Origin of the sequence: Kosmotoga olearia TBF 19.5.1 (assembly GCF_000023325.1) — a bacterium.
GTDB lineage: Bacteria > Thermotogota > Thermotogae > Petrotogales > Kosmotogaceae > Kosmotoga > Kosmotoga olearia.
Genome location: NC_012785.1, coordinates 2,016,382 through 2,025,758, shown reverse-complemented (window position 1 = coordinate 2,025,758; position 9,377 = coordinate 2,016,382). Strand labels below are relative to the sequence as shown.

Genomic DNA, 9,377 nt, shown 5'->3' with positions numbered 1-9,377 from the left:
CTATAACCACTTCCAAAAGGAGGGAAAGAAATGGCTAAGGAAAAATTTGAACGAACAAAACCACATCTTAACATTGGTACAATCGGACACATTGACCACGGTAAAACCACATTGACAGCAGCCATAACAAAAGCTCTCGCCTATAAGGGGTTTGCTGATTTCACACCATTCGATGCTATCGACAAGGCTCCTGAAGAAAAGGCCAGAGGTATCACAATCAACGTTACTCATGTTGAGTATGAAACCGAAAAGAGACATTACGCCCACATTGACTGTCCTGGGCACGCCGACTACATTAAGAACATGATCACCGGTGCTGCTCAGATGGATGGTGCTATTCTTGTTGTTGCAGCTACCGACGGTGTCATGCCACAGACCAGAGAGCATGTTCTTCTCGCTAGACAGGTTAATGTTCCTGCCATGGTCGTCTTCATAAACAAAGTTGACATGGTTGACGACGAAGAACTCGTTGAACTCGTTGAAGAAGAAGTTAGAGACCTTCTCAGCAAATACGAGTTCCCTGGTGACGAGGTCCCTGTTATAAAAGGATCTGCTCTCATGGCTCTTGAAGCTGATAATCCTGATGACCCATGGGTCCAGAAAATCTACGAACTCATGGACGCTGTTGACAATTACGTTCCTGAGCCCCAGAGAGAAACCGACAAACCATTCCTCATGCCTATCGAAGATATCTTCTCCATCACCGGAAGAGGTACAGTTGTTACCGGAAGAATCGAACGTGGCGTAATCCATGTCGGTGATGAAGTTGAAATAGTTGGACTTTCCTACGAGGTTAGAAAAACGGTTGTTACCGGTGTTGAAATGTTCAGAAAACTCCTCGACGAAGGTGTTGCAGGTGACAACGTTGGATGTCTGCTCAGAGGCGTTGGTAAAGACGAGGTCAAAAGAGGTCAGGTTCTTGCAAAACCTGGTTCAATCACTCCACATAAGAAATTCAAGGCTAACATTTACGTTTTGAAGAAAGAAGAAGGCGGAAGGCATACTCCTTTCACCAAAGGATACAGACCGCAGTTCTACATCAGAACGGCTGACGTCACTGGTGAACTCGTTGATCTCCCAGAGGGTGTCGAAATGGTTATGCCTGGTGATAACGTCGTTATGACAGTTGAGCTCATTTACCCTGTCGCTATCGAAAAAGGTATGAGATTTGCTGTTCGTGAAGGCGGAAGAACCGTCGGCGCTGGTGTTGTCAGCGAAATTATCGAGTAATCTAAGTTGAGGGGAGGGAACTTCCCTCCCTTTATCTGTGAAGGAGGGAATCAAAAGGCATGGCCAAACAAAAAATCAGGATTCGCCTCAAGGCTTATGACCATAGACTCCTGGACGCGTCCGCTAAAAAAATTGTTGAAGCTGTAAAAATGACCAATGCGAAGGTCTCAGGGCCTATTCCATTGCCGACGGAAAGAACACTCTACACTGTTCTCACGTCGCCGCATAAATACAAAGACGCAAGGGAACAGTTCGAAAAACTTGTGCATAAGAGACTTATAGAAATAATCGATCCCACTCCCAAAACAATTGATTCTCTTATGAAAGTGGACCTTCCCGCAGGAGTGGACGTAGAGATCAAGCTTTGATAAGGTTCTTGGAGGTGTATTAGATGAAAGGAATAATCGGCAGAAAACTTGGAATGACCACTATTTACGAAGATGGAAAAGCACTCGGTGTTACAGTAATAAAGGCGGGACCCTGTACGGTCGTTCAGAAGAAAACTGCCGCTGGTGGAGAGTACAACGCTATCCAGCTCGGTTTTGAAGAGCTCTCACCCGAGAGAGCAAAGAAACTCTTAACGAAACCTATACTCAAAAAATTCGAGGCAGCTAAAGTCAAACCCCACAGAATACTCAAAGAAATAAGAGTGGAAAATCCGGATGAGTACAACGTTGGAGACGTCATCGATGCTGGAATATTCAAAGAAGGTGAACTCGTCGATGTTACAGGTTGGACCAAAGGTAGAGGCTTCACCGGTGCTATGAAACGCTGGAACTTTGGAGGCGGTGAAGTCACACACGGATCTAAATTCCACAGAGAACTCGGTTCTGTTGGTAACCATACCGAACCCGCTAAGATCTGGAAAGGTAAAAAGATGCCAGGACGTTACGGAAACGAGAGAGTTACTGTTCTCAATGTGAAAGTGGTAAAAGTCGATGCAGAAAATGGGCTCATTGCCATTCATGGCGCAGTCCCAGGAGCGAGGGGCGGGCTTGTGATTATAAGAGCCGCTAAAAGGCCCCGAAAATGAAGCCAGAAGGAGGTTTTTGAGAAATGGCCCAGACAGATGTCCTGAATGTTACGGGAAACAAAATCGGGACCGTTGAGTTGAAAGATTCTATCTTCAATATCGAACCGAATTACGATGTTATGTTCAGGTACGTTGATATGCAACTGGCAAACAGACGTGCCGGAACAGCGAAAGCAAAGACAAGATCAGAGGTAAGCGGTGGTGGAAGGAAACCGTGGCCACAGAAGCACACTGGGAGAGCTAGAACTGGCTCGATCAGAAATCCACTCTGGAGGCACGGTGGAGTAATTCATGGTCCAAAACCTAAAGACTGGTCAAAGAAGCTGAACAAAAAGATGAAAAAGCTAGCTTTGAAATCAGCCCTGAGCCTAAGGTTCAAGGAAGGTAATCTTGTAGTCGTTGATGACATTAAATTAGATAGACCAAAGACAAAACAAATGAGAGAGATAGTGAAAAATCTTGGACTCAGCGACGCTAAGAAAGTTCTTTTCATCCTTCCATGGAAGCGCGACGAGTACGAAAACGTTAAACTCTCGGGAAGAAACATACCCGGAGTGAAAGTCATCATCGCTGACAACCCCGGTAACCTTGTGAACGGTAGATCGTCTAATATAGATGGGCTGAATGTCTTCGACATTCTTAACCACGAGAAGATTGTTTTTACCGTTGATCTTGTCCGCAAGATCGAGGAGGTGCTTGGTTGATGGCTAATCCTAAACTTACTCTTAACGATGTCCTTATAAGGCCAATAATAACGGAGAAGTCTTTCTCCGGAGAAGAATACAACAAGTACACCTTTGAAGTTCACAGGGATGCCAGCAAGCACCTCATAAAAGAAGCCATTGAAAAGATCTTCAATGTTAAGGTAGAAAAGATCAATGTCATAAACGTTAAGCCCAAACCAAAAAGAAGAGGTATCGCTGTTGGCAGAACGAGATCCTGGAAAAAAGCTGTGGTAACACTCGTAGAAGGTTACCGAATAAAAGAACTTGAAGGGCAACACTGATGAGAGGTGATAGATAATGGGTCTCAAGAAGTTCAAACCAGTCACCCCGGGAAGAAGATTCATGCTGATCCCTGATTACAGTGAAATAACAAAAACCGAACCCGAAAAGTCTCTTCTCGTTCCTCTTAAGAAGAAGGCAGGACGCAACCATCACGGCCACGTAACCGTAAGACATCAGGGTGGCGGTCATAAGAGAATGTATCGAATCATTGATTTCAAGAGAAATAAATTTGGTATTCCAGCACGCGTTGCTTCAATAGAATATGACCCCAACAGAACAGCGAGAATAGCTCTTCTTGTTTATGCTGATGGTGAAAAAAGATATATTCTCGCACCCAAAGGGCTGAAAGTTGGCGACACTATAATGAATGGACCTGATGCCGAAATAACCGTTGGCAACGCTCTACCTCTTGCCAATATTCCTGTTGGGACTATTGTTCACAACATAGAGTTTATACCCGGTAAAGGCGGTCAGATTGCCAGGTCTGCCGGCACCTACGCCCAGCTCATGGCAAAGGAAGGTCGCTATGCTCTCTTGAGAATGCCCTCAGGTGAACTCAGGAAAGTACTTGTAACCTGTATGGCGACCATTGGTATGGTAGGAAACGAAGATCATTCCAATGAGGTACACGGTAAGGCCGGTCGCAAAAGATGGCTTGGAATTCGTCCTACCGTAAGGGGTATGACCATGAACCCGGTCGACCATCCAATGGGTGGTGGTGAAGGAAGATCGAAAGGTCATATTCCTCAAAGCCCCTGGGGTATTCCTGCCAAAGGGTACAAAACCAGAAAATCAAAGAAACCTTCCGACAAGTTAATCGTCAAGCGAAGGAAACAGAAATAAGCAGGGGGTGCAATGAATGTCTCGGTCTAAGAAAAAGGGTCCTTACGTACACCCTAAACTCTTAAAGAAAATAAAGGAAATGAATGAAAAAGGTGAAAAGAAACCCATAAAGACGTGGAGCCGTGCATCCATGGTGGTTCCAGAGATGATTGGTCATACAATAGCTGTTTATAACGGTATGAAACACATACCGGTTTACATCACGGAAAATATGATCGGTCATAGGCTTGGAGAATTCTCCCCCACCAGACGTTTCGGTGGGCATGCCGATAAGAAGTCCAAGAAAGGTCAAGTCAAATGAGGAGGGATCTCGTTATGCCCGAAGTTCCAACAAGGCCAAAACGATCTGTCTTTCATAGAAACAGGAAAGAACAGGAACAGGCGCAACCAAAGATCGAAGCTAGAGCAGTTGCAAGATATATCAGAATTTCTCCCAGAAAGGCAAGAGCCGTCGTTAACGCTATCAGAGGTAAGAGCGTTGGAGAGGCTTTCCAGATACTGGAATTCTCTCCCAAGAAAGCAGCAAGAATCGTATCCAAAGTCTTAAGATCTGCTGTGGCAAATGCTGAAAACAATTTTGGTCTCAATGTTGACACGCTCTATGTAAGTCACGCCGTCGTCGATGATGGTCCAAGAATGAAAAGATTGTGGCCGCGCGGAAGAGGAAGAGCTGACATACTCCAGAAGCGTTTCAGCCACATAACCATTGTTGTGAGAGACAGTGAAAAAGAGACACAAGACAACAACATGGAATCAAATAACAATCCTCAGGAGTGAGGTGACATAGGTGGGTCAGAAGGTACATCCATATGGATTCAGGCTTGGAATAAGCAAAGATTGGAAAGCTCGCTGGATAAACGAGAAAAACTACAAAGAGTATCTACTTGAAGATTTAAAAATACGTGATTACATCAAAAAAACGTACCATTCTGCCGGTGTTTCCGACATCTTTATTGAAAGACCTGAACCTGGAAAGGTCTCAATAACCATTAAATGTGCTCGTCCTGGTGTCATCATCGGCAGAAAGGGTTCTGAAGTCAAGAAGCTGAGAGCTGGTCTCGAAAGGCTCATAAACAGAAAATTCCAGTTAAACATTGAAGAAGTGAAAACACCCGAGACCGATGCTTTACTGGTAGCCGAAGATATCGCTTCAAGAATTGAAAAGAGAGCTTCTTATAAACGTGCTATGAAAAGGGCAATTTTCACCGCAATGCGCAAAGGAGCCAAAGGAATCAAGATAATGGTTTCCGGACGTTTGAACGGTGCAGAAATTGCAAGAACTGAATGGTATCTCGAAGGACGACTCCCTCTTCAGACATTAAAATCAGACATCGACTACGGCTACACCACAGCCCTTACAAAAATGGGTATCATTGGCGTCAGAGTCTGGATTTATAAGGGAGACGTTGCCCAGAAAAAAGCAACTGAGGCTTGAGCCGCTAGAAGTTTGAGGGGAGGTAAACAAGATGCTGATGCCCAAACGTGTTAAGTATAGAAAACAACAACGTGGCAAAATGCGTGGAAAAGCCAAGGGTGGTACCCTCGTTCACTTCGGTGATTGGGGTCTTAAAGCTCTTGAGCCACACTGGATCACGGCACAGCAAATCGAAGCTTGTCGTATCGCGATAATGAGAACGCTTAAAAGAAATGGAAAAGTCTGGATCAGAGTTTTCCCAGATAAACCGATAACCTCAAAAGGTATCGGCGTGAGAATGGGAAAAGGTAAAGGAGACGTTGAAGGTTGGGTTGCAGTTGTCAAACCTGGTAAGATACTTTTTGAAATCGGCGGTATTAACGATGAACTAGCCAAAGAAGCCCTTGCTTACGCCGCTACCAAGCTCCCAATCAAGACAAAGATTGTTCCAAGATACGAAATAGGGGGTGAGCTCTGATGAAAGCAACAGAACTTCAGAAGTTCACAGACGAGGAGCTCAAGCAGATGCTTGACGATTTGAAAAGAAAGTTGATGGATCTCAGGTTTCAGCTCGAGATGAACAAATTAACCAACACTTCTCAGATAAAGTTTGTTAAAAGAGATATAGCAAGAATAAAGACAATCCTCCGCGGTCGCGAGCTTGGGGTAAGGAGGTAACAGCTATGCCAAGGAAAAAATTAGTCGGAACCGTTGTAAGCAATAAAATGGATAAAACTGTAGTAGTCAGAGTTGAAAGAACTTTTGCTCACCCTCTCTACAAGAAAACTGTTAAGAGAGCAAAAAAGTATCACGCTCATGATGAAGACAACTCCTGCGGAATCGGCGACATCGTCGAAATCGAAGAATGCAGACCATTGAGCAAAACAAAAAAGTTCAAAGTCGTTAGAATAGTTAAAAAGAGTGTTTTTGGTGAAGAAAAACTCGAAACTCCCGAGAACGTGGAAATGCTCGGAGGTGAAGAGAAATGATACAGCTTGAATCTTATCTGAGAGTTGCCGATAACTCCGGTGCAAAGGTCATCAAGGTTATCCAGGTTTCTGGAGGATCCAAAAGGAAAACAGGTTCCATTGGTGATATCGTAGTGGCTTCTGTTAGGGAGGCTGTTCCGAACACCGATATCAAAAAAGGTGATATCGTTCGTGCGGTAGTCGTTCGAACAAAAAAGGAAATACGTAGACCGGATGGAACATACATCCGTTTCGATGACAACGCAGCGGTTATTATCGACAAACAGAATCAGCCCAAAGGTACCCGTGTTTTTGGACCTGTTGCAAGAGAGTTGAGAGAAAAAGGGTTCTCCAAGATCGCCTCTCTTGCACAAGAGGTTTGGTAAGGAGTGGTGTGTAGATGGGTATGAGAATAAAGAAAGACGATACCGTAAAGGTTATATCCGGAGAATACAAAGGAAAAATCGGGAAGGTTCTGAAAACCCTCCCGAAAGAAGGGAAGGTCATCATTGAGGGCGTTAACTTCACAAAACGTCATCAGCGCCCAACGAACCAGTACCGGGAAGGCGGAATAATTGAGCGTGAAGCCCCAATCTATGCCTGTAAAGTGATGGTTGTTTGCCCTAATTGTGATAAACCAACCAGGGTTGGCCACAAAAAGTTAGAAAGCGGAGAGAAAGTTCGTGTCTGCAAAAAATGTGGCGAGATAATTGACAAGGTATGAACGAGGGGGAGGAATAAAGAATGACATACGACTACGTACCACTAAAAGAAAAATACGAAAAAGAAGTCGTTCCCTCGATGATGAAAGAATTTGGCTACAAGAACAAGCTTCAGGTTCCCAGACTCGAAAAAATAGTCATTAACATGGGAATTGGTGAAGGATCAAGAAATGCTGACCTCATCGAAATTCACGCGAGGGAATTGATGGCAATAGCGGGACAGAAACCCGTTGTTACAAAGGCAAAGAAGAGTATTGCAAACTTCAAAATCAGGAAAGGCATGCCTCTTGGACTCAAAGTAACGCTCAGAGGCGCAAGGATGTACAATTTCCTGTACAAACTGATAAACATCGTTCTACCCAAACTGAGAGACTTCAGGGGAGTCAATCCTGATAGTTTCGACGGAAAAGGTAATTACGCTCTCGGTTTACCAGAACAATTAATATTCCCCGAGATAGCTCCTGATCAGGTCAAAAGAATTCAGGGAATGGACGTAATCATCGTAACCACTGCAAAAACAGATGAAGAAGCTCGTAAGCTCTTAGCACTTCTGGGCATGCCCTTCAAAAGATGAGGGTAAGGAGGTAGATTATGGCAAAAAAATCGATGGTTGCTAAGTGGAAAAGAGGATCTAAATACAAAGTCAGGAAGTATAATCGCTGCCATATATGTGGAAGACCAAGAGCCGTTTATAGGGAGTTTGGCCTTTGTAGAGTTTGTTTTAGAAAACTCGCCTCAGAGGGAAAACTCCCTGGCGTGAAGAAGGCAAGCTGGTGAGGAGGGAAGTAAAATGTGGAGCGACCCCATAGCTGACATGCTCACAAGGATTAGAAATGCAAATGCAGCTTTTAAAGAAAGCGTAGATCTCCCAGCTTCTAACATGAAGCGAGCAATACTGGAAATCCTGAAGAAAGAAGGATATATTGAAGATTACAAATACATCGAAGACGGAAAACAAGGGATTCTGAAGGTATTTCTGAAGTACAAAGGAGATCGAAGAAACAGACAGAGAGTTATCAGTGGAATCGTCAGGGTTTCTAAACCCGGAAGAAGAATTTACGTCAGCAAAGACGAACTGCCGAAAGTAAAATCCGGGATGGGAATTGCCGTTATCAGCACATCAAAAGGCATCATAACGGACAAGGAAGCCCGCAAGAAAAATGTCGGCGGTGAAGTTATTTGCTACGTCTGGTAACAGGAGGGATAGTGATGTCAAGGCTCATAAAAAAACCAATACCAGTTCCCAATGGAGTCCAGGTTGAAATTAAGGAAAACATCATCAAGGTTAAAGGCCCTAAAGGTGAACTGTCTCAGGAATACCTTCCATACGTTAAAATAGAACAGAAAGAAGACGGTATCTGGGTTACACCAAATGAGGAAATGGTTAGAAGGCAGAGTGACCGCAGGAAACTCGCCATGTTCTCTGGAACCTACTGGGCATTGGTAAGAAACATGATTATCGGCGTCACACAGGGTTATCAAAAAGAACTTGAGATCAAAGGTGTAGGATATCGTGCCCAGTTACAAGGGAAGAAGCTTGTGCTCAACCTTGGTTACGCTCACCCTGTTGAAATCGAGCCACCAGAAGGAATCACAATTGAGGTTCCCAATCCCACTTCAATAATTGTAAAAGGAATTGACAAGTATCTTGTGGGACAGGTTGCTGCAAACATCAGACGCTGGAGAGAACCAATCGTTTACTCCGGTAAGGGTATCAGATACAAGGGTGAATATGTCAGAACCAAGGTCGGTAAGAAAGTCTGATCGGTGAAAGGAGGACAGTTCCTGTGATAAAGCGCAGAGATAGAAAAGAACTAAGAAGAAAACGCCATTTGCGCGTCAGGTCTAAAATAAAGGGAACTCCTGAAAGGCCAAGGTTGGCCGTTTACAGGAGTGAAAGACATATATACGCACAGATCATAGACGATATTGCAGGTCGTACCATCGTTTCCGCTTCGACGGTTGATAAAGAACTCCGAGAAAAACTCACAAAAACTTGGAATCAGGAAGCGGCAAAAGAGGTCGGTAAGCTAATCGCCAAACGAGCGGCTGAAAAAGGCATCAAAAAAATTGTCTTTGACAGAGGCGGTTTTAAATTTCATGGTAGAATCAAATCATTGGCCGATGCCGCAAGAGAAGCCGGCCTCGAGTTCTGAGGAG

19 protein-coding genes are annotated in these 9,377 nt (G+C 44.3%); all 19 read left to right on the top strand.

Features of this window, described 5'->3' with window-relative positions; genetic code table 11:
• The first annotated feature begins 30 nt into the window (after positions 1 to 30).
• Genes tuf through rplR form a run of 19 tightly spaced genes read left to right on the top strand, consistent with a single transcriptional unit; the run spans position 31 to position 9,373 of the window.
• The gene (tuf, locus tag KOLE_RS09620; protein ID WP_015869228.1) at positions 31 to 1,230 is read left to right on the top strand and encodes an elongation factor Tu; all 1,200 of its coding nucleotides are present in this window, start codon (positions 31 to 33) and stop codon (positions 1,228 to 1,230) included.
• A gap of 59 nt (positions 1,231 to 1,289) precedes the next feature.
• Positions 1,290 to 1,598: a 30S ribosomal protein S10 gene (gene rpsJ, locus KOLE_RS09615; RefSeq protein WP_015869227.1), complete on the top strand. Its 309-nt coding sequence runs from the start codon at positions 1,290 to 1,292 to the stop codon at positions 1,596 to 1,598.
• A gap of 23 nt (positions 1,599 to 1,621) precedes the next feature.
• Positions 1,622 to 2,263 carry a 50S ribosomal protein L3 gene (gene rplC, locus KOLE_RS09610; protein WP_015869226.1) on the top strand — a complete coding sequence of 214 codons (642 nt, stop codon included), beginning with the start codon at positions 1,622 to 1,624 and terminating at the stop codon, positions 2,261 to 2,263.
• Positions 2,264 to 2,286: 23 nt separating this feature from the next.
• Entirely contained in the window at positions 2,287 to 2,967 is a 681-nt protein-coding gene (gene rplD / locus KOLE_RS09605; RefSeq protein WP_015869225.1) for a 50S ribosomal protein L4, read from the top strand.
• Positions 2,967 to 3,269 (top strand): 50S ribosomal protein L23, encoded by a 303-nt coding sequence (gene rplW / locus KOLE_RS09600; protein ID WP_015869224.1) that lies wholly within the window; start codon positions 2,967 to 2,969, stop codon positions 3,267 to 3,269. The genes rplD and rplW overlap by 1 nt, the downstream gene beginning before the upstream one ends.
• Positions 3,270 to 3,285: 16 nt before the next feature.
• The gene (rplB, locus tag KOLE_RS09595; RefSeq protein WP_015869223.1) at positions 3,286 to 4,113 is read left to right on the top strand and encodes a 50S ribosomal protein L2; all 828 of its coding nucleotides are present in this window, start codon (positions 3,286 to 3,288) and stop codon (positions 4,111 to 4,113) included.
• Between the two features lie 16 nt (positions 4,114 to 4,129).
• Positions 4,130 to 4,414 carry a 30S ribosomal protein S19 gene (gene rpsS / locus KOLE_RS09590; RefSeq protein WP_015869222.1) on the top strand — a complete coding sequence of 95 codons (285 nt, stop codon included), beginning with the start codon at positions 4,130 to 4,132 and terminating at the stop codon, positions 4,412 to 4,414.
• 14 nt (positions 4,415 to 4,428) lie between these two features.
• Positions 4,429 to 4,890, top strand: coding sequence for a 50S ribosomal protein L22 (gene rplV / locus KOLE_RS09585; protein WP_015869221.1), 462 nt, complete (start codon positions 4,429 to 4,431; stop codon positions 4,888 to 4,890).
• Positions 4,891 to 4,900: 10 nt separating this feature from the next.
• A complete protein-coding gene (gene rpsC, locus KOLE_RS09580) occupies positions 4,901 to 5,548 on the top strand; it encodes a 30S ribosomal protein S3 (protein WP_015869220.1) in 648 nt (215 codons plus the stop codon).
• A gap of 31 nt (positions 5,549 to 5,579) precedes the next feature.
• Positions 5,580 to 6,005 carry a 50S ribosomal protein L16 gene (gene rplP / locus KOLE_RS09575; RefSeq protein ID WP_015869219.1) on the top strand — a complete coding sequence of 142 codons (426 nt, stop codon included), beginning with the start codon at positions 5,580 to 5,582 and terminating at the stop codon, positions 6,003 to 6,005.
• Positions 6,005 to 6,205, top strand: coding sequence for a 50S ribosomal protein L29 (rpmC, locus tag KOLE_RS09570; RefSeq protein ID WP_015869218.1), 201 nt, complete (start codon positions 6,005 to 6,007; stop codon positions 6,203 to 6,205). The genes rplP and rpmC overlap by 1 nt, the downstream gene beginning before the upstream one ends.
• A gap of 5 nt (positions 6,206 to 6,210) precedes the next feature.
• The gene (gene rpsQ / locus KOLE_RS09565) at positions 6,211 to 6,516 is read left to right on the top strand and encodes a 30S ribosomal protein S17 (RefSeq protein ID WP_015869217.1); all 306 of its coding nucleotides are present in this window, start codon (positions 6,211 to 6,213) and stop codon (positions 6,514 to 6,516) included.
• Positions 6,513 to 6,881 carry a 50S ribosomal protein L14 gene (rplN, locus tag KOLE_RS09560; RefSeq protein ID WP_015869216.1) on the top strand — a complete coding sequence of 123 codons (369 nt, stop codon included), beginning with the start codon at positions 6,513 to 6,515 and terminating at the stop codon, positions 6,879 to 6,881. Before rpsQ ends, rplN begins: the two co-directional genes overlap by 4 nt.
• Before the next feature lie 14 nt (positions 6,882 to 6,895).
• Entirely contained in the window at positions 6,896 to 7,219 is a 324-nt protein-coding gene (gene rplX / locus KOLE_RS09555) for a 50S ribosomal protein L24 (protein ID WP_015869215.1), read from the top strand.
• Between the two features lie 20 nt (positions 7,220 to 7,239).
• Entirely contained in the window at positions 7,240 to 7,791 is a 552-nt protein-coding gene (gene rplE / locus KOLE_RS09550) for a 50S ribosomal protein L5 (RefSeq protein WP_015869214.1), read from the top strand.
• 17 nt (positions 7,792 to 7,808) lie between these two features.
• Positions 7,809 to 7,994, top strand: a complete 186-nt coding sequence (locus KOLE_RS09545) for a type Z 30S ribosomal protein S14 (protein ID WP_015869213.1) — start codon at positions 7,809 to 7,811, stop codon at positions 7,992 to 7,994.
• Positions 7,995 to 8,007: 13 nt separating this feature from the next.
• Positions 8,008 to 8,412, top strand: coding sequence for a 30S ribosomal protein S8 (gene rpsH / locus KOLE_RS09540; RefSeq protein ID WP_015869212.1), 405 nt, complete (start codon positions 8,008 to 8,010; stop codon positions 8,410 to 8,412).
• 14 nt (positions 8,413 to 8,426) lie between these two features.
• Positions 8,427 to 8,981 carry a 50S ribosomal protein L6 gene (gene rplF, locus KOLE_RS09535; RefSeq protein WP_015869211.1) on the top strand — a complete coding sequence of 185 codons (555 nt, stop codon included), beginning with the start codon at positions 8,427 to 8,429 and terminating at the stop codon, positions 8,979 to 8,981.
• A gap of 23 nt (positions 8,982 to 9,004) precedes the next feature.
• Positions 9,005 to 9,373 carry a 50S ribosomal protein L18 gene (gene rplR, locus KOLE_RS09530; RefSeq protein WP_015869210.1) on the top strand — a complete coding sequence of 123 codons (369 nt, stop codon included), beginning with the start codon at positions 9,005 to 9,007 and terminating at the stop codon, positions 9,371 to 9,373.
• Positions 9,374 to 9,377 lie beyond the last annotated feature (4 nt).

What these genes read in the sequence shown, in the direction of transcription:
- rplE (WP_015869214.1), top strand. Translation starts at nt 7,240, where the DNA reads ATGACATACGACTACGTACCACTAAAAGAAAAATACGAAAAAGAAGTC.
- rpsH (WP_015869212.1), top strand. Translation starts at nt 8,008, where the DNA reads ATGTGGAGCGACCCCATAGCTGACATGCTCACAAGGATTAGAAATGCA.
- rplV (WP_015869221.1), top strand. Translation starts at nt 4,429, where the DNA reads ATGCCCGAAGTTCCAACAAGGCCAAAACGATCTGTCTTTCATAGAAAC.
- rpsS (WP_015869222.1), top strand. Translation starts at nt 4,130, where the DNA reads ATGTCTCGGTCTAAGAAAAAGGGTCCTTACGTACACCCTAAACTCTTA.
- rplP (WP_015869219.1), top strand. Translation starts at nt 5,580, where the DNA reads ATGCTGATGCCCAAACGTGTTAAGTATAGAAAACAACAACGTGGCAAA.
- rplB (WP_015869223.1), top strand. Translation starts at nt 3,286, where the DNA reads ATGGGTCTCAAGAAGTTCAAACCAGTCACCCCGGGAAGAAGATTCATG.
- rplC (WP_015869226.1), top strand. Translation starts at nt 1,622, where the DNA reads ATGAAAGGAATAATCGGCAGAAAACTTGGAATGACCACTATTTACGAA.
- rplF (WP_015869211.1), top strand. Translation starts at nt 8,427, where the DNA reads ATGTCAAGGCTCATAAAAAAACCAATACCAGTTCCCAATGGAGTCCAG.
- KOLE_RS09545 (WP_015869213.1), top strand. Translation starts at nt 7,809, where the DNA reads ATGGCAAAAAAATCGATGGTTGCTAAGTGGAAAAGAGGATCTAAATAC.
- rplX (WP_015869215.1), top strand. Translation starts at nt 6,896, where the DNA reads ATGGGTATGAGAATAAAGAAAGACGATACCGTAAAGGTTATATCCGGA.
- rplD (WP_015869225.1), top strand. Translation starts at nt 2,287, where the DNA reads ATGGCCCAGACAGATGTCCTGAATGTTACGGGAAACAAAATCGGGACC.
- rpsJ (WP_015869227.1), top strand. Translation starts at nt 1,290, where the DNA reads ATGGCCAAACAAAAAATCAGGATTCGCCTCAAGGCTTATGACCATAGA.
- rpmC (WP_015869218.1), top strand. Translation starts at nt 6,005, where the DNA reads ATGAAAGCAACAGAACTTCAGAAGTTCACAGACGAGGAGCTCAAGCAG.
- rpsQ (WP_015869217.1), top strand. Translation starts at nt 6,211, where the DNA reads ATGCCAAGGAAAAAATTAGTCGGAACCGTTGTAAGCAATAAAATGGAT.
- rplN (WP_015869216.1), top strand. Translation starts at nt 6,513, where the DNA reads ATGATACAGCTTGAATCTTATCTGAGAGTTGCCGATAACTCCGGTGCA.
- rplW (WP_015869224.1), top strand. Translation starts at nt 2,967, where the DNA reads ATGGCTAATCCTAAACTTACTCTTAACGATGTCCTTATAAGGCCAATA.
- tuf (WP_015869228.1), top strand. Translation starts at nt 31, where the DNA reads ATGGCTAAGGAAAAATTTGAACGAACAAAACCACATCTTAACATTGGT.